At 60.8% G+C, this 23,359-nt stretch carries 22 protein-coding genes; 14 read left to right on the plus strand and 8 right to left on the minus strand.

Annotated elements, in window-relative coordinates; all coding sequences use genetic code 11:
* The first annotated feature begins 130 nt into the window (after positions 1-130).
* From dadA to ACTJK7_RS10040, 6 genes are all read left to right on the plus strand, one after another.
* A complete protein-coding gene (dadA, locus tag ACTJK7_RS10015) occupies positions 131-1,435 on the plus strand; it encodes a D-amino acid dehydrogenase (protein WP_440779430.1) in 1,305 nt (434 codons plus the stop codon).
* The gene (locus ACTJK7_RS10020; RefSeq protein ID WP_039765240.1) at positions 1,407-1,760 is read left to right on the plus strand and encodes a RidA family protein; all 354 of its coding nucleotides are present in this window, start codon (positions 1,407-1,409) and stop codon (positions 1,758-1,760) included. The genes dadA and ACTJK7_RS10020 overlap by 29 nt, the downstream gene beginning before the upstream one ends.
* A gap of 95 nt (positions 1,761-1,855) precedes the next feature.
* Complete coding sequence (alr, locus tag ACTJK7_RS10025; protein WP_108563551.1) at positions 1,856-2,929, plus strand: alanine racemase; 1,074 nt, start codon at positions 1,856-1,858, stop codon at positions 2,927-2,929.
* An 88-nt stretch (positions 2,930-3,017) separates the two neighbouring features.
* A complete protein-coding gene (locus tag ACTJK7_RS10030; protein WP_003229444.1) occupies positions 3,018-3,566 on the plus strand; it encodes a cupin domain-containing protein in 549 nt (182 codons plus the stop codon).
* A 182-nt stretch (positions 3,567-3,748) separates the two neighbouring features.
* Complete coding sequence (locus ACTJK7_RS10035; RefSeq protein ID WP_011336541.1) at positions 3,749-4,165, plus strand: c-type cytochrome; 417 nt, start codon at positions 3,749-3,751, stop codon at positions 4,163-4,165.
* Between the two features lie 136 nt (positions 4,166-4,301).
* A complete protein-coding gene (locus ACTJK7_RS10040; RefSeq protein ID WP_323150517.1) occupies positions 4,302-6,224 on the plus strand; it encodes an acetyl-CoA hydrolase/transferase C-terminal domain-containing protein in 1,923 nt (640 codons plus the stop codon).
* A 138-nt stretch (positions 6,225-6,362) separates the two neighbouring features.
* Here the strand turns inward: ACTJK7_RS10040 and ACTJK7_RS10045 are convergent, their stop codons facing one another.
* Both ACTJK7_RS10045 and rep read right to left on the minus strand, forming a co-directional pair.
* Entirely contained in the window at positions 6,363-6,935 is a 573-nt protein-coding gene (locus ACTJK7_RS10045; RefSeq protein ID WP_003229440.1) for a xanthine phosphoribosyltransferase, read from the minus strand.
* A gap of 57 nt (positions 6,936-6,992) precedes the next feature.
* Positions 6,993-9,002 carry a DNA helicase Rep gene (gene rep / locus ACTJK7_RS10050; RefSeq protein ID WP_011336539.1) on the minus strand — a complete coding sequence of 670 codons (2,010 nt, stop codon included), beginning with the start codon at positions 9,000-9,002 and terminating at the stop codon, positions 6,993-6,995.
* 264 nt (positions 9,003-9,266) lie between these two features.
* On the opposite strand from rep, the gene ACTJK7_RS10055 reads away from it, so the two are divergent.
* On the plus strand, positions 9,267-10,937 hold the full coding sequence (locus ACTJK7_RS10055) for a putative bifunctional diguanylate cyclase/phosphodiesterase (RefSeq protein WP_108563549.1): 1,671 nt from the start codon (positions 9,267-9,269) through the stop codon (positions 10,935-10,937).
* A 107-nt stretch (positions 10,938-11,044) separates the two neighbouring features.
* On the opposite strand, the gene ACTJK7_RS10060 is transcribed toward ACTJK7_RS10055, so the two are convergent.
* Positions 11,045-12,439, minus strand: coding sequence for a NorM family multidrug efflux MATE transporter (locus ACTJK7_RS10060; protein ID WP_108563548.1), 1,395 nt, complete (start codon positions 12,437-12,439; stop codon positions 11,045-11,047).
* A gap of 157 nt (positions 12,440-12,596) precedes the next feature.
* Between ACTJK7_RS10060 and ACTJK7_RS10065 the strand changes: the two genes are divergently transcribed.
* Both ACTJK7_RS10065 and ACTJK7_RS10070 read left to right on the plus strand, forming a co-directional pair.
* Entirely contained in the window at positions 12,597-13,517 is a 921-nt protein-coding gene (locus ACTJK7_RS10065; RefSeq protein WP_108563547.1) for a LysR substrate-binding domain-containing protein, read from the plus strand.
* Positions 13,518-13,698: 181 nt separating this feature from the next.
* Positions 13,699-15,675 carry a methyl-accepting chemotaxis protein gene (locus tag ACTJK7_RS10070; protein WP_108563545.1) on the plus strand — a complete coding sequence of 659 codons (1,977 nt, stop codon included), beginning with the start codon at positions 13,699-13,701 and terminating at the stop codon, positions 15,673-15,675.
* Between the two features lie 105 nt (positions 15,676-15,780).
* Here ACTJK7_RS10070 and ACTJK7_RS10075 read toward each other — a convergent pair whose 3' ends face one another.
* From ACTJK7_RS10075 to ACTJK7_RS10085, 3 genes are all read right to left on the minus strand, one after another.
* Positions 15,781-17,274 (minus strand): YifB family Mg chelatase-like AAA ATPase, encoded by a 1,494-nt coding sequence (locus ACTJK7_RS10075; RefSeq protein ID WP_064379868.1) that lies wholly within the window; start codon positions 17,272-17,274, stop codon positions 15,781-15,783.
* 178 nt (positions 17,275-17,452) lie between these two features.
* A complete protein-coding gene (locus tag ACTJK7_RS10080; protein ID WP_170928908.1) occupies positions 17,453-17,623 on the minus strand; it encodes a hypothetical protein in 171 nt (56 codons plus the stop codon).
* Positions 17,624-17,657: 34 nt separating this feature from the next.
* Positions 17,658-18,110, minus strand: coding sequence for an N-acetyltransferase (locus ACTJK7_RS10085; RefSeq protein ID WP_419791500.1), 453 nt, complete (start codon positions 18,108-18,110; stop codon positions 17,658-17,660).
* Between the two features lie 584 nt (positions 18,111-18,694).
* Between ACTJK7_RS10085 and ACTJK7_RS10090 the strand changes: the two genes are divergently transcribed.
* Positions 18,695-18,964: a HigA family addiction module antitoxin gene (locus ACTJK7_RS10090; RefSeq protein ID WP_108563543.1), complete on the plus strand. Its 270-nt coding sequence runs from the start codon at positions 18,695-18,697 to the stop codon at positions 18,962-18,964.
* Here ACTJK7_RS10090 and ACTJK7_RS10095 read toward each other — a convergent pair.
* Together ACTJK7_RS10095 and ACTJK7_RS10100 are read right to left on the minus strand one after the other, a co-directional pair.
* Positions 18,959-19,486 (minus strand): BRO-N domain-containing protein, encoded by a 528-nt coding sequence (locus tag ACTJK7_RS10095; RefSeq protein ID WP_085746784.1) that lies wholly within the window; start codon positions 19,484-19,486, stop codon positions 18,959-18,961. The genes ACTJK7_RS10090 and ACTJK7_RS10095 overlap by 6 nt on opposite strands.
* 394 nt (positions 19,487-19,880) lie before the next feature.
* Positions 19,881-20,141 (minus strand): accessory factor UbiK family protein, encoded by a 261-nt coding sequence (locus tag ACTJK7_RS10100; RefSeq protein ID WP_007920416.1) that lies wholly within the window; start codon positions 20,139-20,141, stop codon positions 19,881-19,883.
* 398 nt (positions 20,142-20,539) lie between these two features.
* On the opposite strand from ACTJK7_RS10100, the gene glnK reads away from it, so the two are divergent.
* The 4 genes from glnK to sutA all read left to right on the plus strand — a co-directional run bounded on the left by glnK (position 20,540) and on the right by sutA (position 23,323).
* A complete protein-coding gene (gene glnK, locus ACTJK7_RS10105; RefSeq protein WP_002555808.1) occupies positions 20,540-20,878 on the plus strand; it encodes a P-II family nitrogen regulator in 339 nt (112 codons plus the stop codon).
* Positions 20,879-20,915: 37 nt separating this feature from the next.
* A complete protein-coding gene (locus ACTJK7_RS10110; RefSeq protein WP_007951904.1) occupies positions 20,916-22,253 on the plus strand; it encodes an ammonium transporter in 1,338 nt (445 codons plus the stop codon).
* Positions 22,254-22,468: 215 nt separating this feature from the next.
* Entirely contained in the window at positions 22,469-22,894 is a 426-nt protein-coding gene (locus tag ACTJK7_RS10115; RefSeq protein WP_011336526.1) for a secondary thiamine-phosphate synthase enzyme YjbQ, read from the plus strand.
* 102 nt (positions 22,895-22,996) lie between these two features.
* Entirely contained in the window at positions 22,997-23,323 is a 327-nt protein-coding gene (gene sutA, locus ACTJK7_RS10120) for a transcriptional regulator SutA (RefSeq protein WP_007951900.1), read from the plus strand.
* Positions 23,324-23,359: the final 36 nt, after the last annotated feature.

Here is a 23,359-nt window from a genome sequence, read left to right on the forward strand (position 1 = left end):
GTTTTTGCCGAGAATTGTCGCCAAATATAGGCGCTTATACAGTGAAAAGCACTGGCAAATCTTTTTTACACTGCGCGCATCATTGCTCTGACAACACACATGCGCGGCACGCCGCGATGAGGATACAAAAATGCGCGTTATGGTCTTGGGTAGCGGCGTCATCGGTACCGCCAGTGCTTACTATCTGGCCCGTGCCGGGTTTGAAGTGGTGGTGGTCGACCGGCAGCCCGCCGCAGCCATGGAGACCAGTTTCGCCAACGCCGGCCAGGTCTCGCCGGGCTACGCCTCGCCGTGGGCTGCGCCGGGCGTACCCCTCAAAGCCATCAAGTGGCTGCTGCAACGCCACGCGCCGCTGGCAATCAAGGCCACCGCCGACATCGACCAATACCTGTGGATGGCGCAGATGCTGCGCAACTGCACTGCCAACCGTTACGCGGTGAACAAGGAGCGCATGGTGCGTCTGTCCGAGTACAGCCGCGACTGCCTCGACGAATTGCGCGCCGAGACCGGCATCGCCTACGAGGGCCGCAGCCTTGGCACCACGCAGTTGTTCCGCACCCAGGCACAACTGGATAACGCCGCCAAGGACATCGCCGTACTGAAAGAATCCGGCGTGCCGTTCGAAGTGCTCGACCGCGCCGGCATTGCCCGCGTCGAACCGGCGCTGGCCGGTGTCACCGACATCCTCGCCGGTGCCCTGCGCCTGCCGAACGACCAGACCGGCGACTGCCAGATCTTCACCACCCGCCTCGCCGAAATGGCCACCAAACTGGGTGTGGAATTCCGTTTCGGCCATGACATCCAGCGCCTCGACTTCGCCGGTGACCGCATCAACGGCGTGTGGATCGACGGCAAGCTGGAAACCGCTGACCGCTACGTGCTGGCCCTCGGCAGCTACTCCCCGCAGCTGCTCAAGCCGCTGGGCATCAAGGCCCCGGTGTATCCGTTGAAGGGCTACTCGCTGACCGTGCCGATCACCAACCCGGCGATGGCTCCGACTTCGACCATTCTCGACGAGACCTACAAGGTTGCGATCACCCGTTTCGACAACCGCATCCGCGTTGGCGGCATGGCGGAGATCGCCGGTTTTGACCTGTCGCTGAACCCGCGTCGGCGCGAAACCCTGGAGATGATCGTCAACGACCTTTATCCTCAGGGCGGCAATCTGGCCGAAGCGAGTTTCTGGACCGGCCTGCGTCCAACGACCCCGGATGGCACGCCGATCGTCGGCGCCACCCCGTTCAAGAACCTGTTCCTGAACACCGGTCACGGCACCCTCGGCTGGACCATGGCGTGCGGCTCCGGTCGCTTGCTGGCTGACCTGATGGCGAAGAAAAAGCCGCAGATCAGCGCCGAAGGCCTCGATATTTCCCGTTATGGCAACACCACCCAGGAGTCCGCAAAGCATGGCAATCCAGCGCCAGCTCACCAATGAGCGCATGAGTCAGATCGTCAGCCACAACGGTACGGTGTACCTGTCCGGGCAGGTCGGCGATGACTTCAACGCCGGTGTCGAACAGCAGACCCGCGACGTCCTCGCCAACATCGAGCGTTTGCTTGATCTGGCCGGTACCGACAAACAGCACCTGCTGTCGGCGACGATCTACCTGAACGACATCGAGGCGCACTTTGCCGGCATGAATTCGGTGTGGGATCAGTGGCTGCCCAAAGGCGCCGCCCCCGCCCGCGCCACCGTCGAAGCGAAGATGGCCAAGCCGAGCATTCTGGTCGAGATCTCCATCGTCGCCGCGTTGCCGTAACCCGTTGTAAAGATCCCTCTCCCGGTGCTGTTGGCGGTTCACGCCGTCAGCCAGCGCCGGTTTTTATTCCCATGACCGCCAAGAAGTCTGCTGCCATGCGTCCTGCCCGTGCCCTGATCGACCTTCAAGCCCTGCGTCACAACTACCGTATCGCCCGTGAAGTCACCAGTGCCAAGGCGCTGGCGGTGATCAAGGCCGATGCCTATGGCCATGGCGCAGTGCGTTGCGCCCAGGCGCTGGAGGCTGAAGCGGACGGCTTCGCGGTGGCATGCATCGAAGAAGCCCTGGAGCTGCGTGCCGCCGGGATTCGCGCGCCAGTGCTGCTGCTTGAAGGTTTTTTCGAGGCCGATGAGCTGGCGCTGATCGTCGAGCACGACTTCTGGTGCGTGGTGCATTCGCTGTGGCAGCTCGAAGCGATCGAGCAGGCGACGTTGAGCAAACCGATCACCGTGTGGCTGAAGCTCGATTCGGGCATGCACCGGGTGGGCCTGCATCCCAAGGATTACCCGGCGGCTTACCAGCGTTTGCTGGCCAGCGGCAAAGTGGCGAAAGTCGTGCTGATGAGTCACTTCGCCCGGGCCGATGAGTTGCACGAGCAGAGCAGCGCCGATCAGGTTGCCGTATTCGAAGCTGCGCGTCAGGGCCTGGCGGCCGAAGTCAGCCTGCGCAACTCGCCGGCGGTGCTGGGCTGGCCGCAGATTCAAAGCGACTGGGTGCGTCCAGGCATCATGCTCTACGGCGCCACCCCGTTCGAAGAAGCCAACGCTGTGGCCGAGCGCCTGCAACCGGTGATGACCCTGGAGTCGAAAGTCATCAGCGTGCGCGAACTGCCGGCCGGCGAACCGGTGGGTTACGGTGCGAAATTCATCACCGACAAACCGATGCGCATCGGCGTGGTTGCCATGGGTTATGCCGACGGTTACCCGCGTCAGGCACCGACCGGCACCCCGGTGCTGGTGGCCGGCCAGCGCAGCCGCATTCTTGGCCGGGTGTCGATGGACATGCTGTGCATCGACCTGACTGACGTGCCGCAAGCCGGCCTCGGTTCGACCGTCGAGTTGTGGGGCAAGAATATCCTCGCCAGCGACGTGGCGAAGTGGGCGGACACCATTCCGTACCAGATCTTCTGCAACCTGCGGCGGGTGCCAAGGCTCTATTCCGAGGGTTGAAGCGCAAGCGGGGCCCAAGTGTTGTAAATACTGAACGCTGTCGCCATGATAACGCTCAATATTTCTACAACATCAGGAGGCTCCAGCCTTGGACGTCGGTGAACGACTGCAATCGATCCGCAAGCTCAAAGGGCTTTCCCAGCGTGAACTCGCCAAGCGCGCGGGCGTCACCAACAGCACCATTTCGATGATCGAAAAGAACAGCGTCAGTCCTTCGATCAGTTCGCTGAGGAAGGTTCTGGGCGGGATTCCCATGTCCATGGTCGAGTTCTTTTCCGAAGAGATCCTGCAGGAAAAACCGACCCAGATCGTCTACAAGGCCAACGAGCTGATCGACATTTCCGACGGCGCCGTGACCATGAAACTGGTCGGCCGCGCGCACCCGAGCCGGGCCATCGCGTTTCTCAATGAAATCTACCCGCCGGGCGCGGATACCGGCGAGGAAATGCTCACCCACGAAGGCGAGGAAACCGGGATTCTGGTGGAAGGGCGCCTGGAGCTGGTGGTGGGCCTTGAAACTTTTATCCTCGAAGCCGGCGACAGCTACTACTTTGAAAGTACCAAGCCGCATCGTTTCCGTAATCCGTTCGATGCACCGGCGCGACTAATCAGCGCAGCCACGCCGGCGAATTTTTAAACAAAGAGGCGCCAGGCCATACCGGCGAAGGCACCCGAAACGTTTTTCCACAGCGCGATATAACCCCTTCGACTTTGGGGTTGTTTCAGTGAAGCGGGCTAACCGCTATACTTGCGCCCGCCTGCGAACCGTGGCCGCAGGCGTGAATAGCCACCATTGAGGGTGAACGCGTGAACCTAATTATGAAAATGCTGGCTGCACCAGCAACCGTACTGGCCCTCTGGGCTGTCAGCGCGCAAGCTGCGACGAATGACGACATTGCCAAACGCCTTGAGCCGGTCGGCCAGGTGTGTGTTCAAGGGCAAGAGTGCAAGGGGATGGAAGTCGCTGCTTCGGCAGGCGGCGGTGGCGGCGCCAAGACGCCGGACGAAGTGATTGCCAAACATTGCAACGCTTGCCACGGCTCCGGCCTGTTGGGCGCGCCGAAAATCGGTGACACCGCGGCCTGGAAAGAGCGCGCCGATCACCAGGGCGGCCTCGACGGCATCCTGGCCAAGGCCATCACCGGCATCAACTCCATGCCGCCGAAAGGCACCTGCGCCGACTGCTCCGATGACGAGCTGAAGGGCGCCATCCAGAAGATGTCCGGCCTGAAATAAGCCGCGCTTCTGACGAAAAAAACCGTCTCCGGACGGTTTTTTTGTGCCCGCGGTTCAGGTCTGAGGCTGTTCATTGCAGCAAACAACCGGCAATCTCGGTCGTACCTCTATTCACGGAACGGGCAGGAGGCTTCAGATGGTGCAGTTGTGTTCGATCGAACAGGCTGTGGACGACGTGCTGGCGCGGTTACCGGCGCACATCCACATGGGTCTGCCGCTGGGACTGGGCAAACCCAATCCCTTCGTCAACGCGCTGTACCGGCGGGTCGCCGGATTGCCCGAACGGCAACTGACGATCTACACCGCCCTGTGCCTCGGCCGCCCGACGCTGGGCGACGGTTTGCAGAAGCGCTTCATCGAGCCCTTCGTCGAGCGGGTGTTCGGTAATTACCCGGAGCTGGAATTCCTTGCCGACCTGCACCGCGACAGCCTGCCGTCCAACATCCGCATCGAGCAATTCTTCATGCAGCCGGGCAGCCTGCTCAACAGCGCGCCGGCCCAGCAGGATTACGTCAGCAGCAACTACAGCCACGCCGCCCGCGACATCAACGCCGCCGGCCTGAATCTGGTGGCGCAGTTGCTTGCCAGCAGCAGCGAACACCCGGATCGTCTGAGCCTCAGTTGCAACCCTGACATCACCCTCGACCTGTTCCCGATGATCGCCAAACGCCGGGCGGCGGGGGAGACCATTCTGCTGGTCGGCCAGGTGCACACCGAGTTGCCGTACATGCCGGGCGACGCCGAAGTCGAGATCGATACCTTCGACCTGCTGATCGACGAGAAGGACAGCAGCACACTGTTTTCCACGCCGAACATGCCTGTCGGGTTTCAGGATCACTTCATCGGATTGCACGCCAGTACGTTGGTACGCGATGGCGGCACCTTGCAGATCGGCATCGGTTCGATGGGCGACGCGCTGACCGCCGCATTGCTGGCGCGGCAGGCCGACAACGCCGGTTACCAGGCCTTGCTGGCCGATGTGAACCTCAGCCAGTGGGCGCAGTTGATCGAACGCGAGGGCGGCATCGAGCCCTTCGCCAAAGGCCTGTACGGTTGCAGCGAAATGTTCGTCAACGGTCTGCTGGTGCTGGCCGAGGCCGGGATCATCCGGCGCAAGGTTTACCCGGATGTACAGACTCAGGAGCAGGCCAACGCCGGAATCCTCGACGAGGCGTCGCAAACCGACGGCATTTCAGTGCATGGCGGCTTCTTTCTCGGGCCGCGCAGTTTCTATGAGCGCTTGCGTGAGTTGCCGCTGAGCAAACGCCTCGAATTCAACATGACCCGCATCAGCTATATCAACGAGCTGTACGGCCAGGAAGAGCTCAAACGCCTGCAGCGTCTGGATGCGCGGTTCATCAACACTGTGTTCACCATGACCCTGCTGGGCGCCGGGGTGGCGGATCAACTGGAAGACGGGCGGGTGCTCAGCGGCGTCGGCGGGCAATACAACTTCGTTGCCCAGGGCCATGCGCTGCACGGTGCGCGGTCGATCCTGCTGCTGCGCAGCTGGCGCGAGTCCGGTGGCGATGTCAGTTCGAACATTGTCTGGGAGTACGGCCACTGCACGATTCCACGTCACCTGCGCGATATCGTGGTCACCGAGTACGGCATGGCCGATCTGCGCGGCAAGTCGGATGCGGTGGTGATCGAGGCGTTGCTCAATATCAGCGACTCGCGCTTCCAGCAGGGCCTGATCGAACAGGCGCAGAAGGTCGGCAAGCTGCCGAAGGATTTCCGTCTCGATCCACGCTTTACCGACAACACCCCGCAACGCTTGCAGGCGATTGCCGCACGGCATCCGAACCTGTTTCCGGAGTATCCGCTGGGCTGCGACTTCACTGAGGTCGAGAAGGATCTGTTGCGGGCGCTGAACTGGCTCAAGAGCAAGTTCAAGCTGACGGAGATTCTGGAGTTGGGCAAGGCAGCGCTGGATGCGCCTGAGGCTTCGCTGTATCCCGAGCATCTGGCGCGCATGCAGCTCACTGATCCGGAAGGTCTGAAGGAAGACCTGTTTCAGCGGTTGCTCCTCACCGGCCTGAAGGCCACCGGGCAATAACAAACAACAAAAAAACCTGTGGGAGCGGGCTTGCCCGCGATGGCGGTGTATCACTCAACTAGGATGTTGAAGGATATGGCCCCATCGCTGGCAAGCCAGCTCCCACAGGTATTGCAGTGTGTTTGCGCCTATCAGCGATTACTCGATGAACGTAACCACGCCATCCTTCAGCGACTTCACGCGAGCCAGCGACTCGACGCGGTAACCCTGCGAATCCAGTTCCGCACGGCCGCCCTGGAACGACTTCTCGATCACGATGCCCAGGCCCGCGACGGTGGCGCCGGCCTGTTTGATGATCGAGATCAGCGCCTGGGACGCCTTACCGTTGGCCAGGAAGTCGTCGATGATCAGCACGCGGTCGCTGCTGGTCAGGTGGCGCGGAGAGATGGCCACGGTGCTTTCGGTCTTCTTGGTGAACGAGTAGACGGTCGCCGACAGCAGGTTTTCAGTCAGGGTCAGGGACTGTTGCTTGCGGGCGAAGATCACCGGCACGCCGAGGTTCAGGCCGGTCATGATCGCCGGGGCAATGCCCGACGCTTCGATGGTGACGATCTTGGTGATGCCCGAATCCTTGAACAGCGTGGCGAATTCGTCGCCGATCAGCTTCATCAGGGCCGGGTCGATCTGGTGGTTCAGGAAGGCGTCGACCTTCAGGACCTGGTCGGAAAGCACAATGCCTTGTTCGCGGATTTTCTGGTGCAGGGCTTCCATGAAGCTGTCCTCTGTTGGCGCCTTGTGCGCCCTAAGGTTTTAAAAAAGTGGTCAATTCTAGCGCTTTAACATCGCGCGTATATCAGCCAGTGCGCTGTTGCCCCGCACGGCTTTGACTTCGGTCGGTGTGTCGTCGTTGCCTTCCCAGGCCAGGTCGTCCGGCGGCAGCTCATCGAGGAAGCGGCTTGGCGCGCAGTCGATGATCTCGCCGTACTGTTTGCGCTTGGCGGCGAAGGTGAATGCCAGGGTCTGGCGCGCGCGGGTAATGCCCACGTAGGCCAGGCGGCGTTCTTCTTCGATGGTGTCGGCTTCGATGCTGGAGCGGTGCGGGAGGATTTCCTCTTCCATGCCCATGATGAACACGTAAGGGAATTCCAGGCCCTTGGACGCATGCAGGGTCATCATCTGCACGCCTTCGGCGCCTTCTTCCTCTTCCTGCTGACGTTCCAGCATGTCACGCAGAACCAGTTTGCCGATGGCGTCCTCGACGGTCATTTCGCCGTCTTCGTCTTTTTCCAGGGTGTTCTTCAAGGCTTCGATCAGGAACCAGACGTTGCTCATCCGGTAGTCCGCAGCCTTGTCGCTGGAACTGTTGGTGCGCAGCCAGTTCTCGTAGTCGATGTCCATGACCATGCTGCGCAGGGCGGAGATCGGGTCTTCGCCGGCGCACTGCTCACGCACCTTGTCCATGAAGCGCTTGAAGCGCGACAGGCGATCGGTGAAACGGCTGTCCAGATGTTCGCCCAGGCCGAGTTCGTCGGTGGCGGCGTACATCGAGATCTTGCGTTCGGTGGCGTAGTTGCCGAGTTTTTCCAGGGTCGTCGAGCCGATTTCCCGGCGCGGCACGTTGATCACCCGCAGGAAGGCGTTATCGTCGTCCGGGTTCACGATCAGGCGGAAGTAGGCCATCAGGTCTTTCACTTCCTGACGGCCGAAGAAGCTGTTGCCGCCGCTCAGACGGTACGGCACCTGATGGTGCTGCAGTTTCAGCTCGATCAGCTTGGCCTGGTAGTTGCCGCGATAGAGGATCGCGAAATCGCTGTACGGGCGGTCGGTGCGCAAGTGCAGGCTGAGGATTTCCATGGCCACGCGCTCGGCTTCGGCGTCCTCGTTGCGGCAGCGGATCACGCGGATTTCGTCGCCGTGGCCCATCTCACTCCACAGCTGTTTTTCGAATTCGTGCGGGTTGTTCGAGATCAGCACGTTGGCGCAGCGCAGGATGCGGCTGGTGGAGCGGTAATTCTGCTCGAGCATCACCACTTTCAGGGACGGATAGTCGTCCTTGAGCAGCATCAGGTTTTCCGGCCGTGCGCCGCGCCAGGCGTAGATCGACTGGTCGTCGTCGCCCACCACGGTGAACTGGTTGCGCTTGCCAATGAGCATTTTCACCAGCAGGTACTGGCTGGCGTTGGTGTCCTGGTATTCGTCGACCAGCAGGTAACGCACCTTGTTCTGCCACTTTTCGAGGATGTCGGCGTGCTCTTCGAAGAGTTTCACCGGCAGCAGGATCAGGTCGTCGAAGTCCACCGCGTTGAACGCCTTGAGCGTGCGCTGGTAGTGGGTGTAGACGATGGCGGCGGTCTGTTCCTTGGGGTTGCGGGCGTTTTCCAGGGCCTGGGCCGGCAGAATCAGGTCGTTTTTCCAGGCGCCGATCATGTTCTTGATCTCGTCGACGCCGTCGTCGCCTGCGTATTCCTTCTGCATGATGTCGGTCATCAGCGACTTGACGTCGGTTTCGTCGAAGATCGAGAAACCGGGTTTGTAGCCCAGTCGTTCATGTTCCTTGCGGATGATGTTCAGGCCAAGGTTGTGGAAGGTGCAGACCGTCAGCCCGCGTCCTTCACCTGGACGCAGCAGGGTGCCGACCCGCTCTTTCATTTCGCGCGCGGCCTTGTTGGTGAAGGTCATGGCGACGATGTACTGGGCACGGATGCCGCAGTTCTGGATCAAGTGCGCGATCTTGCGCGTGATCACACTGGTCTTGCCGGAGCCAGCACCGGCGAGCACCAATAGAGGGCCGCCGACGTAGTTCACGGCTTCTTGCTGCCGGGGATTGAGTCGGGACATACGAAAATTCGGGAGTCGTTGACGAAATGGGCCGGCATTTTAACAGGCTCAGCGATTTGTGCTGCTCTCTCCGACTTGTGACGCAGCACGCGATTCAAATTTGCCGGTTTTGTTACTTTCACGCAGGATGCGCGGTGATTTTGCGGCTAATGTTCTCATTCGTGACACAAAATAACGTTTTGCTTTCCGTTGTCGTTTGGTCATTGGTTGCCGCAACGGCATAATGCCCGCCGCCCACATCATTGCAGAGTCTAGGGAGTCAGCTTGACTACGCCTGTCGAACCCTTGCGTTTGCTGCTACTGGCCGAAGAGCCAGCGTGGACAGCGTTATTGCGCGAGTGTCTGGCTCCGTTGGGGAGTGCGGCGGTGCTGATCAGCGCGCCGAGCTGGGAGTCGGTCAGCAGTCTGTTCGAAGACAACCGCCACGCGGTGTTGTTGACCGTTCCCGCGTTGCAGCCGGCCCCCGGCCGTTGCAGCCTGCCGACGGTATTGCTGCTGGAACACGAGCCGGCGACTGCGCCCGACGGCGTCAGTGACTGGCTGGTACTTGATGCCCTCGATACCGACATGCTCCGGCGTTGCCTGCGGCATGTGCGCGAACGCGGCGTGCTGGAAAACACTTTGCAACGCCTGGCCGAACAGGACCCGCTGACCGGCATCGCCAACCGTCAAGGCTTCCAGACCCTGCTCACGGCCCGTCTGGCGGAAAACGACGGTCGCGGCCTGGCCCTCGGGCACCTCGATCTCGACAACTTCCGCCACGCCAACGACGCCCTCGGCCATCAGGCCGGTGATCGCCTGATCCTGCAAGTGGTGGCGCGGCTGAAAAGTCAGCTGGAAGTCGGCGATCAACTGGCGCGCCTGGGCAGTGACGAATTCGCCCTGCTGATCGATACCCGCCGCGCCCCGCAACGGGCCGAATGGATGGCCGAGCGCATCACCGAAGCGCTGGCTGAACCTTACTGGGTCGATGGCGAAAGCCTGTTGATTGGCTCCAGCCTCGGCATCGCCCATGCCCGGGCCCAGGGCGGCGCCGATCCGTTGATGTGGCACGCGCACATCGCCATGCAGCAAGCCAAGAGCACTCAAGGCTGCACCTTTCATATCTTCAACGAGCGAATCAACCGCAACGCGCGGAGCATGGCCGACCTCGAAAGCGAGCTGCGCCGGGCCTTGCGCCGTGACGAGCTGGAGCTGCATTACCAGCCGCGCCTGAACCTGCAGGACGGTCAGATCGTCGGTCTCGAAGCGCTGGTGCGCTGGCGCCACAGTGAGCGCGGCCTGCTGCCACCGAGCGAATTCGTGCCGCTGGCCGAGCAGAGCGGGCTGATCGTGCCGCTGGGTTACTGGGTGATTTCCCGGGCCCTGCGCGATATGCAGGCGTTGCGCGAACGCGGATTGCCGGCGCTGCATATGGCGATCAACCTGTCGTTCCGCCAGTTTCAGGACAGCCAGTTGCTGCCGACGCTCAGCCGTCTGATCGCCGAGCGCGGGGTCGAGGCGCAGTGGCTGGAATTCGAACTCACCGAAACCGCCGTGATGCGCCGCAGCGATCTGGTCAAGCAGACCATGGACGCTCTCGGTCGCCTCGGCGTGCGTTTCTCGCTGGATGATTTCGGCACCGGGTTCTCGTCGTTCGTGCACCTCAACAGCCTGCCGATCACCTTGCTGAAGATCGACAAGAGTTTCGTCGGTGGCATGGAGCAGCGCGAAGAGAACCGCAAACTGGTGCACGCGATGATCAATCTCGCGCACAACCTGCACCTGGAAGTGGTGGCCGAAGGGGTGGAAACCCGCGAGCAGCTGGATCTGCTTCGCGGGTTCGGCTGCGATCAGGTGCAGGGTTACCTGATCAGCAAGCCGTTGCCGTTGGCGGAGCTGGTTGATTACTTGTTGGCTGATGCCAGTCAGCCTCCGCTGGGCATTGTGGTTTAGCCTCAAATTACTGTGGGAGCGAGCTTGCTCGCGATGGCGGAGTATCAGTCGGATTATTAGTCACTGACACACCCTCATCGCGAGCAAGCTCGCTCCCACAGTGAAACTCATTCTGGCTGAGGGATCTTGAAGCCTTGAGATTGTGGTTCCAGCCGAATCATCCGCTTCATCTTCCATTCGAACGCCAGCGTCAGGCTCACCGCCGCGCACGCCAGCCCCAGCGCCAGACCCCACCAGACGCCGGTCGGCCCCCAGTGCAGATGGAACGCCATCAGCCACGCGGCCGGCGCGCCGATCAGCCAGTAGCAACCGAGCCCGACCAGAAACGTGGTTTTGGCATCCTTGAGCCCGCGAATACAGCCCATGGCAATCGTCTGGGTGCCGTCGAACAGCTCGAACCACGCCGCCACAGCCAGCAGGCTGACGGCCAGACGAATCACCTCGGCAAACGCCGGGTCGTTATGGTCGAGGAACAAACCGACCAGCTGATTCGGCAGTAACCAGAACACCATCGCAAACCCGAGCATCACCACTGCACCGAAGACGATGCCGACTCGCCCGGACATCCGCGCATCACTCAATTGCCCGGCGCCGTAATGCTGGCCGACGCGCATGGTGATCGCATAAGACATCCCCGCCGGAACCATGAACGCCACCGAGACGATTTGCAGAGCAATCTGGTGCGCCGCCAGTTGGGTGCTGCCCATGGTGCCCATGCACAGCGCCGCGAAAGCGAACAGCCCGACTTCCACTGCGTAGGTGCCGCCGATCGGCAGGCCCAGGCGCCAGAGCTCTTTCAGGTACTGCCGGTTCGGCCGCGACAGGCCTTCGCGCAACGGGTAGGCGTCATAGGCCGGATGCCGGCGAATATGCCAGGCCAGTGCCAGTGCCATGCAGCTGGCGACAATCGCCGTGACCAGGCCGATACCGGTCAGCCCGAGTTTTGGCAGGCCGAACATGCCGGTGATCAGCGCGTAGTTGAGCAGGAAGTTGGCCACCGTGCCGGCGAGGCTGATAACCATCACGGGTGTTGCCCGGCCGATGGCGCTGGTGAAACCGCGCAAGGCCATGAAGCTCAGGTAGCCGGGCAGGGCGAATGGCAGGGCGATCAGAAACTGCCCGGCGGCGTTGACGTTGGTCTCGGTCTGGCCGAACAGCAACAGCACCGGTTTCAGATTCCACAACAGCAACCCGGCACCGAGCGCCATCAGCCACGCCAGCCACAGCCCGGCCTGAGTCAGGCGGGCGGCGCCGATGATGTCGCCGGCGCCCTGACGAATCGCCACCAGGGTGCCGACCGCCGCGATCACGCCGATGCAGAAAATAGACACGAATGAATAAGTGGCCGCGCCCAGGCCACCGCCGGCCAGCGCTTCGGGACTGAGGCGCGCCATCATCAGGGTATCGGTCAGCACCATCAGCATGTGCGCCAACTGCGAGGCGATCAACGGCCCCGCCAGCCGCAGGATGGCCCAGAGTTCGGTACGCACAGGACGCTGCATGTTTTCACATCCTTTTAAAAGAGGGGGCAAGAGACCGTCGATTCTCAGGGTTTGGCGCAGGTTGCACAAAGGGATAAAAAGGATGGGTGGCATGATTAAAACTCATCCTGCCGCGATTCTGCTAAGTTGACGCAATCCCGCCATTGGAGCGCTGTGCATGTCCCGTCGTCTTCCACCCTTGTATGCCCTGCGCGCATTCGAAGCGGCGGCGCGCCACAGTTCGTTCACCCGGGCGGCTGAAGAATTGTCGATTACCCAGAGTGCGGTGAGCCGGCACATCCGTACGCTCGAAAAGCACTTCGCCTGCCGCTTGTTCCATCGCAGCGGGCGCAACCTGCAACTGACCGAGTCGGCACGCCTGCTGCTGCCGGGCATCCGCGAAGGCTTCGCCGCGCTGGAGCGAGCCTGCAATACCTTGCGTGCGGAAGATGACATCCTGCGCATGAAGGCCCCGTCGACCCTGACCATGCGCTGGTTGCTGGCGCGGCTCAGTCGATTCCGCCATTTGCAGCCCGGCAATGAGGTGCAACTGACCAGTGCGTGGATGGATGTGGATTCGGTGGACTTCAACAACGAGCCCTTCGATTGCGCAGTATTACTGAGCGACGGGCATTTTCCGCTGGACTGGGAAGCCAGTCTGCTGTTTCCCGAAGAGCTGATTCCGGTCGGCGCGCCGAACCTGCTCAACGATCAGCCCTGGGATGTGGCGCGACTGGCCAGCGCCGAGTTGTTGCACCCGACGCCGGATCGCCGGGACTGGCGTAGCTGGCTGGAGCACATGGGGCTGTCAGATCAGGTGTCGCTCAAGGGCGGGCAGGTTTTCGATACCCTGGAACTGGGCATGATCGCGGCGGCCCGGGGCTATGGGGTGTCCATGGGCGATCTGCTGATGGTGGCCGAGGATGTCGCGCAAGGGCGCCTGAGTCTGCCGTGGCCGACGGCGGTCGCCAGCGGACTGAATTATTACCTGGTGTGGCCAAAGACCCGTCCGGGAGGTGAACGTTTGCGCCGCCTCAGCGACTTCCTGCAAAACGAAGTGCGCGGCATGGCGCTGCCGGCGGTCACGCGCTTGAGCTGAATCGTTCGAGCCTGCACAATGCCGGCCTTTCGCCATAACCCTGTTTTTCGCTCAAGTATTCGGTTTTACCGCCGAATACGTGCATGTGGAACCGTCGTGCCGGTCTCCACGATTCACCCCCCATTAGAAAATTATCCGAGCTGCGATCAAGGAGGATCGGAAGTTCGGCCAGGAGCTGTCCATGTCTCAACCTCGCGCTCGGATCGCCTCGCAGCTGGGCCTCGCGCTCGCCGTGATACTGGCGATAGTCATCAGCGGCAGTACCGTCTTTGCTTTGCGTTCGCTGGATACCGCCAACCTCGCCACCCGTGAAGAACACCTGGCCAGCGAGGCACGCCTGCTCGCCGACCAATTGAGCACCTTCCACGGCACGCTGCGTGAAAGCACCCAGCGCCTGAGCGGGCTGTTCGAGAAGCGCTTCAGTGCAGGTCTGAGCATTCATCCGAGCGAGCCGGTGACCGTGGCCGGCACCCAGACGCCGGGCCTGCACCTGGGCAGCGAAGTGTTGAACAACAACTTCAAGGAAGTCGACGAGTTCAAACAGATGACGGCGGGTGTCGCCACGCTGTTCGTGCGCAGCGGCGAAGACTTCATCCGCGTCAGCACCTCGCTGACCAAACAGGATGGCACCCGCGCCATCGGCACCGTGCTCGATCACGCTCACCCGGCCTATGCGAAATTGATGGCAGGGCAGGGCTACGTCGGTCGCGCTCTGCTGTTCGATCGCTCCTACATGACCCAATACACCCCGGTGCGAGACAGCAGCGGCAAGGTGATTGCGGTGTTGTTCGTCGGCTTCGATTACACCGACGCGCAAAACGCCCAGTTTGAAAACCTCAAGCGCTTCCGCATCGGCCAGACCGGTTCGCTGGCGCTGCTGGACGAGAAGAATCAATGGCTGGTCGCGCCGGCGGGCGTGCAGGCGCTCGATCAAGCGATTCCTGTGGTCAACGATTTGGCGAAGGCGCCGGGTAAAGGCCGGTTCTGGAGCGACAAGTCCGAAGACTTCTACAGCATCGCCGTGCCGTTCGAGGGTGGACCGTGGTCGGTGGTGGCAAGCATGCCGAAGACCGAGATCCGCGCGGTGACCTGGAGCGTCGGCACCCAACTGGCCATCGGCAGCCTGCTGGCGATGTTGCTGGCGGTCGGCTCCGTGGTCTGGTTGCTGCGCAGCAAGCTGGCGCCGCTGGGCGATCTGGTGCGTCAGGCCGAAGCCCTGGGCGCCGGTGATCTGAGCGTGCGCCTGAGCGTGTCGAGCAACGACGAGATCGGTCAGCTGGCTCGCGCGTTCAACCAGATGAGTCAGGCACTGTCGACCATGGTCGAGCACATCCGCCGCGCTTCGGAAGAGGTCAACCGCCGGGCTCAAGCGCTGTCCGGTCTGTCCGGTGGCGCGTACGAAGGCATGGAGCAGCAGTCCGGCGAGATCACCAGCATGGCCGGCGCGGTAGAGGAGTTCTCCGCCACCTCGCTGAACATTGCCGACAACATGGGTAACACCCAGCGTCTGGCCCAGGAAAACGCCCAGCAGACTCAGATCGGTCGTACGTCGATGGAAGAGGCGTCTTCCTCGCTGGAGCAGATTGCCGGCGCACTGAACACCACCGCGACCGTGATCAATACGCTCGGTCAGCGCTCCCAGGAAATCGGCGGCATCGTCAGCGTTATCACCTCGATTGCCGAACAGACCAACCTGCTGGCACTCAACGCGGCCATCGAAGCGGCCCGTGCCGGTGAGCAAGGTCGCGGCTTTGCCGTGGTGGCCGACGAGGTGCGCAGCCTGGCCTCGCGTACCCGTCAGGCGACGGATGAAATTTCCAGCATGATTCACAGCATTCAGCAGGAAACCGGTAACGCCATCAGCAACATGGAGCAGGGCAACCTGCTGATGCAGGAAGGCCTGTCGCGTAACGCTAACGTCGCCTCGGCACTTGCGCGCATTGACGAGCAAAGTCGCTCGGCGGGTGAGCAGTTTGCCGCGATCACCACCGCGACTCAGGAGCAGAGCAGCACCGCGACTTTGCTCAGCAGCAACTTGCAGAGCATCGCGATGGCCAACAGCGAGCAGCGCGAAGTGGTGTCGAACCTGGCCATCACCGCCAAGGAGCTGGAAGGCTTGGCAGCCGACCTGCGCCAGGAAGTCGACCGCTTCCGTTGAGGCGTCTCTGAAATAGCGATCGCGAGCAGGCTCGCTCCCACAGGATCTATGTTGGACTTGTGGGAGCGAGCCTGCTTGCGTTTGGGACCACCACAATCTCGGCACTTACTGAGTCGCCGGCCGATACTGCAACGCTTCGGCCAGATGTTCGCGACTGATATCCGCACGCTTCTCCAGATCCGCCAGTGTCCGCGCGACCTTGAGCAGCCGATGCGCCGAGCGCAGCGACAAGGTCAGTCTTTCGCACGCCGTCTCCAGCCAGGTTTCATCGGCTGTGGATAACTTGCAGTGCTTCTTCAGCCCCGGCAAATCGAGAAACGCATTGGCACAGCCCTGGCGTCTTTGCTGACGCTCGCGGGCCTCGGCGACCAATGTGGCTGCGCTGGCGCTGTCCTCTCCCGGTTTCACCGCCGGGTTCAACGCTGTCGCTTCCCTCGCCACCGTCAGGTGCAAATCGATCCGATCAAGCAACGGCCCCGATAACTTGTTGCGATAGCGCTGCACCATGTCCGGCGTGCACGAGCACTTGCCGCTGGGCTCGCCAAGATATCCACAAGGGCAGGGATTCATCGCTGCCACCAGCTGGAATCGGGCGGGAAACCGCACCCGTTCCTTGGCCCGTGCGATGACGATGCAGCCGGATTCCAGCGGTTCGCGCAGGACCTCCAGCACCTTGCGGTCAAACTCGGGCAGTTCATCAAGAAACAATACGCCGTGGTGGGCGAGGGTGATTTCGCCGGGTTGCGGTTTTGAGCTGCCTCCGACCAGTGCCGGCCCGGAGGCCGAGTGATGCGGTTGGCGGAACGGGCGCTGCGGCCAGTGAGTCAGCGGCGCCCCGCTGGCGACGGATTGAATCGCCGCCACTTCCAGCGCTTCACTCTCGGCCAGCGGTGGCAGCAAGCCCGGCAAACGACTGGCCAGCAACGTCTTGCCCGTCCCCGGTGGCCCGCTGAACAGCAGATTGTGCGCACCGGCGGCGGCAATCAGCAGTGCCCGCTTGGCGGCCAGTTGGCCTTGTACCTCATTCAAGTCGGGATAGGGTTTGGCGGCATGGATCAGCCCATCAGAGACGTAAGGCTCGACCGGTGTATGCCCGTTGAAATGCGCCACGGCCTCCAGCAGATGATCCACCGCAATCACCCTCAGTCCCGACGCCAGACAAGCCTCCTCGGCATTCGCCCGCGGCACCACCAGCGTCCGCCCGGCCTTGCGCGCCGCCAGCGCCGCCGGCAACACCCCGCGCACCGCCCGCACGGCGCCGGATAACGCCAGCTCACCCAGACACTCCACGTCATCGAGCGTCAACGTCGGCACCTGCACACTCGCCGACAGTATCCCCAGCGCAATCGCCAGATCGAACCGCCCGCCATCCTTGGGCAGATCCGCCGGTGCCAGATTCAAGGTGATCCGCCGCGCCGGAAACTGCAGCCCGGAATTGATGATCGCACTGCGCACCCGGTCCTTGCTCTCCTTCACCGCCGCTTCGGGCAGGCCGACCATGGTCAGCGAGGGCAAGCCATTGGCGAGGTGAACTTCAACGGTGACAGCGGGGGCATCCACGCCAATCTGGGCGCGGCTATGGACGATGGCGAGGGACATGGTCGTTCCTTGAGTTGAATCGGGGGCCGCTTCCTGCGGTTTTTTAAGGGTAGTCGGGGAGGAGAGTGTTGGAGGGACGGCTGCCTGGGCAAACCTTCACTGGATGTTGCTGGAGTCGAAATGATTAATCGTCAGGCGTAAAAAAAACCGCCAACCAGGCGGTCTTTTAATTCGGGATTCAGGTTCCGCCACCGGCGAGCCAGCCATCTGGCTCCAATTCTTTGCCATAGGTCGCGGCGACCTTCAAAAAATTCCGCTGACTGGCAGAAATCGTATCGGCCAAACTGGGCCCTTCTACACGAAGCCTGGATGCAAGTAACGGCTGTTTTTTCCGCTTCTTCTGTTTCATAGACACCTCTCGTGTCTGGAGGAATGAATCGATCTTATTGGTCGTCCAGTGGAAAGACAAGGCGGTCGGTTGTGTCGAAATGAAAGCCAAGTTTTTGGTAGTAAGGGATGGCGCCAGAGTCAGGTTCCTGGACCTCGAATTCAGTACATCCCAGTCTCCGTGCGTAGAATTCAGTTGTCAGTAGCGCCATGGGTGCGATCCAGCCTCGCAAGGTGTGGGTTCTGCCAGTTCGTCCCTGCAAAAGGATGATTTTTATGCAGATCGTGCTTTTGCGCGGAGTTGCGTAACACAAGCCGCACAGTTCTCCTTCGTACCAAAAAGCCAGGTCCAGACCCTTTGCGTCTTTGGTTTTCCACTTCAGCACGTCATCCCATGGATAGCTCACGGGCCCGCTCCACTGGTGGTATGCATTGATTGCTACAGGAGTAATTGGCTCAATTCCGAGTGATGTTGCATCCACCCCGGCCGCTAATGCTTCCGGATCCATAGATACGGTTCGGTGTGCAAGTTTGCGGGCTTCAGATTTGAGTGTCTGATTACGGAGCTCGGTACCTTTTCCTTTTCTTCGCATTGTCTGTGTTCTGTTTGGATCAGGCCGCAGAAGGTAGCGAAGGCAGGGATACTCACGTAATCAGGCATGGGGGACAGTCCTTGTAGGACGGTACTTACGTAAGTGAAGGACGTTGGTTTGGACGGATTCAGGATTTTCTGCCCGCCAACAAGCCGCTTGGCTCAAGCTCAGGTCCGCACGTAAGGGCGACTTCAATAAACCTCCGTTGATTGGCTGACATATTTCCAGCCAGTCGGAGTGCTTCAAGGTGTAGTTCAACAATCAGAAGTAGCTTTGTCTTCCTCTCTTTATCCTTCACAGAGACCTCCATCCTGATGGGTGCATTTTCGTTTGCCAATGTAATGACAGGTGTAAGGACTGCATAACCAGGCGTAGACGCCGATTTTTGTAGGGGCATGCCCTAATAGTTGTAGGACGCCAGCGAAAGCGACTCGACGGTCTTGTATCGCAAAGTCGGATGCTCCAGTTTGGCCGCTCAGTGCAGCCTCTGGAGGCGAAAAATGGACCGCAATGGTATGCGCCCGATTTATCCGGGTGAGGTGCTGAATAAGGAATTCATGGAGCCGTTGGGCATGACAGTCATGGACTTGGTCATGCCCACAAACTGGCCTGAAACCGAGATCGAGAAGCTTGTGAAATGCCAGCTCAGGATCTGCGCCGATCTGGCAATCAGGCTGGCCATTCACCTCAAGACCACGCCTGAGTTCTGGATGAATCTTCAGTCGACTTACGATTTGCGCAGGGCTCAGCTCCGGCATGCGGGCCTATAGCGATTGCAGCATCCGCGAAGCCCTCTTCCACCAAGTGCCCGGTTCTGGGCGCTTTAGCTTTTCCCGTTCTACCACCATCAATGGCACATCCTGCAACCGAATCCACGGCTGGTTATTCCAGTGCAGCAAACTCAACGACATCTCGGGCCAATTCAGCAGGCTTAGCTGTGGGCGTTCGTTTGTGGTGGGGTGCTGGGCGTCGCGCAGGGTGGGGATAACCTGATGGGTGAGCCATTCGCGTAGCGCTCGGTATTCGGGGCAGTAGTGATAGACGAGGAGGGCGTAGATGCCGGATTCGCTGATCAGGAGGGTGTTTTCGATCTGGTTGTGGATCAGGGTTTTGCGGGTTTGGTATTGGTCGGGGTCGAGTTTTCGCAGCATGCGTTCGTTGAGGTAAATGTGCAGCAGGCGGCCCAGGTCGCGGGCAGAGAACCAGGGTTGGTTCTGGATGAGCAGGGCGTGGAGGGGGAGTTTGTGGCGGATGAAAACCTGAGGAGTGAGATACGTATCTTCGTTATTCATTGAACAGCTCCTTTTGCTTTAGGGCTGCCCTCAATTGTCGCCAAACAATTGGGTGGCAGTCGTACGCGGGTTGGCGAACCGGAGCAAAAGGAACCCGGCAGACCCGAAGGTCTCCCACGCACAACCGCCATGACTCGATGTGGCGGTAAACATAGCCGCCATCATGGTTTTCGTGCGCCTTAAGCTTTCGGGTCGCCAAACCCAGTGCTGAACATTCAGCATTGGGTGAGCTTAGGAATCAGGGCTTCACGGCGCAATCGGACGGCGGGGTTGCAATCTGTAGGATTCTGCCGGAAGTCGATAGCGAATCCTGAATCGCGGGAAGGTCGTTCCGACCTTCATTCGCGGGCAAGCCCGCTCCCACAAGGGACCGCATTCACAAAGACACGAGGTGTTACTCAGCCGGCGGCGTCAGCTTCGCTTCCATCTCCGCCACCTTCGCCTCAAGGCTCTCGAGCCGGGCGCGAGTGCGCGCCAGCACTACCATCTGACTGTCAAACTCTTCGCGGCTCACCAGGTCCAGTTTGCTGAAGGCGCTTTGCAGCAGCATCTTGAACTGGCTTTCGATTTCGGCTTTTGGCAAGGGCGTGTCGCCGCTGAACAGGCGGGAGGCGGTGCCGCTCAGGGCGTCGAGGAAGTCTTTGGGCGCGAGCATGGGATATGTCCTGGAAACTATGGCCGGCAGTGTATCACGCAGTGTCTATAGTCATTGGTGCAGGCACGGATGCACGCTTTTCGCGCAACTGGATGCACGGCCACGCACCGTTGTTGTGCGTATCCCGAGTGCCATTTGGGTGATGGCATCTGCGGCAGCGGCCAAGGGATTGAAATCAGTGGTTTTTGGCGAGATGGCAAGCTTTCTGCTTAGTCACCTTCGACCCATGCACTGATGCAGTCGCTGTGACGAATGCAGTGCGGCAGACGGAGCGGGGAGTTTCGTCTGGAGCGGTTAGCTGGCGTCGACAACGAAGCGTTACAAAGCCAGGCACTGCGCTTAGACTTGAGTCGGGTTTGTTTTCCTGGGGCAAGTCCACCAATTCGGGAGAGAGTTTCATGAAGCTAGTCACTGCCATCATCAAGCCGTTCAAGTTGGACGACGTGCGCGAGTCGCTGTCCGAGATCGGCGTGCAGGGCATTACCGTTACTGAAGTCAAAGGCTTCGGTCGGCAGAAGGGTCACACCGAGCTGTATCGCGGCGCGGAGTATGTGGTCGATTTTCTGCCCAAGGTGAAAATCGACGTTGCCATCGACGACAAGGATCTGGATCGGGTTATCGAGGCGATAACCAAGGCTGCCAACACCGGCAAGATCGGTGACGGCAAGATCTTCGTGGTCAATCTGGAACAGGCGATCCGCATCCGTACCGGCGAAACCGATACCGACGCGATCTAAACGCCGCCACAAACCCAACGCCCCAGGAGAAAACAATATGACTCTGCGTAAATTCGCAGGGCTAGGAGCCCTGTTGTCTATCGTAATGCCCGGCCTGGCCATGGCGGCAGACGAAGTGGCAGCTCCAGTCCTGAACTCCGGCGACACCGCCTGGATGCTCACCTCCACAGCCCTCGTGCTATTCATGACCATTCCCGGCCTCGCGCTGTTCTACGGCGGCATGGTTCGGTCGAAAAACATTCTTTCCGTGATGATGCAGTGCTTCGCCATTACCGGTCTGATCAGCGTCCTGTGGGTCATTTATGGCTACAGCATCGCGTTCGACACCACCGGCATGGAGCAGGGCGTCGTCAACTTCAACTCGTTCGTGGGTGGTTTCGGCAAGGCGTTCCTCGCCGGTGTCACGCCAGCGAGCCTGACCGGCCCGGCGGCGCTGTTCCCCGAGGCGGTCTTCATCACCTTCCAGATGACCTTCGCGATCATCACCCCGGCGCTGATCGTCGGTGCGTTCGCCGAGCGGATGAAGTTCTCCGCGATGCTGATCTTCATGGGCATCTGGTTCACCCTGGTTTATGCACCGATCGCGCACATGGTCTGGTCCGGCAACGGCGGCCTGATGTGGGACTGGGGCGTACTCGACTTCGCCGGCGGCACCGTGGTGCACATCAACGCCGGTGTGGCCGGTCTGATTGCCTGCCTGGTACTGGGCAAGCGCAAAGGCTTCCCGACCACTCCGATGGCGCCACACAATCTGGGTTACACCCTGATGGGCGCGGCGATGCTGTGGGTTGGCTGGTTCGGCTTCAACGCCGGTTCCGCTGCGGCCGCCAACGGCACCGCGGGCATGGCGATGCTGGTGACCCAGATCGCGACCGCCGCTGCTGCACTGGGCTGGATGTTCGCCGAGTGGATCACCCACGGCAAACCAAGCGCACTGGGTATCGCATCCGGCGTCGTTGCAGGTCTGGTGGCGATCACTCCGGCCGCGGGCACCGTGGGCCCGATGGGCGCCCTGGTCATCGGTCTGGCGGCAGGCGTGGTGTGCTTCTTCTGCGCCACCACCCTGAAACGCAAACTCGGTTATGACGACTCCCTGGATGCCTTCGGCGTGCACGGTATCGGCGGTATCCTTGGCGCGATCCTGACCGGTGTGTTCGCTGCACCGTCGCTGGGTGGCTTCGGCACCGTCACCGACATCGCCGCACAAGTCTGGATTCAGTGCAAAGGCGTCGGCTTCACCGTGATCTACACCGCGATCGTCACCTTCATCATCCTCAAGGTACTGGATGCCGTGATGGGTCTGCGCGTGACCGAGGAAGAAGAATCGGTCGGCCTGGATCTGGCACAACACAACGAGCGCGGCTACAACCTGTAAGCACGCGCCGCAAAAAACTTGCCCGGTTCGCCGGGCATTTTTTTGTCTGGAATTTGTCTCCCCTGATACAGCTGAAAGGATTTTTCGTACTGCTTTGGTCGTGTTTACGACGAGTGTTTTTCTGCGGCCAAAGGCTTACATCATTGAAGGAATATTAGGGCCTTTGTTTTTTTCCAGAGCGCGCTAGAATGCGCCCCGAACGTGCGGAGAACTGTATGTGGCAACAGACTCTGATAACCCTGCGGGCACGGCCCCGGGGCTTTCATCTGGTGACCGACGAGTTGCTCGCCGGCCTGCCTGAACTCAAGGCATGCCGGGTCGGTCTGTTGCATTTGTGGCTGCAGCATACCTCGGCGTCGTTGACCATCAACGAGAACGCCGATCCGGCGGTACGTCGCGACTTCGAACGATTTTTCAATCGTCTGATCCCACAAGGAGCAGACGGCTATGAGCATAACGACGAAGGCCTGGACGACCTCCCGGCGCACTTCAAGGCCAGCGTGCTGGGCTGTCAGATCAGTTTGCCGGTAACGGCGGGCCGACTGGCACTGGGTACCTGGCAAGGCGTTTATCTGGGCGAGCACCGTGATCATGGCGGTGCCCGTAAAGTCCTCGCCACCTTGCACGGTGAAGGGGCATAAACCGTTGGTCACCAATGGTTACCGATTTTTTTCCGGCGACTTTCGACAGTCGCCAAAGCTGGTCTATAACTAATCTGCTTTTCGCAAGTCATGAGGTAGAACATGAGCGACGATGATCTGGAAAACGACGACCTCGAAGTAGGCGACGAAGACGAGGCCGAAGACGGTCTGGAAGCAGCAGCGGAAGACGTTGCTGAAGACGATGGCGGTGACGATACGCCGGCCCCGGCTGCCAAAGGCAAGGCCAAGGCTGCGGTGTCGGTCGACGAGTTGCCGAGCATCGAAGCCAAGAACAAGGAACGCGATGCCCTGGCCAAGGCCATGGAAGAGTTCCTTGCACGCGGCGGCAAGGTGCAGGAAGTGGAGGCCAACGTGGTCGCCGATCCGCCCAAGAAACCGGACAACAAGTACGGCAGCCGCCCTATCTGAGGCGTGTCGCTCGCTTGCTGAAAAAGCCCGCCGTCG

It is taken from the genome of Pseudomonas sp. 22085 (assembly GCF_052045815.1).
GTDB lineage: Bacteria > Pseudomonadota > Gammaproteobacteria > Pseudomonadales > Pseudomonadaceae > Aquipseudomonas > Aquipseudomonas glycinae.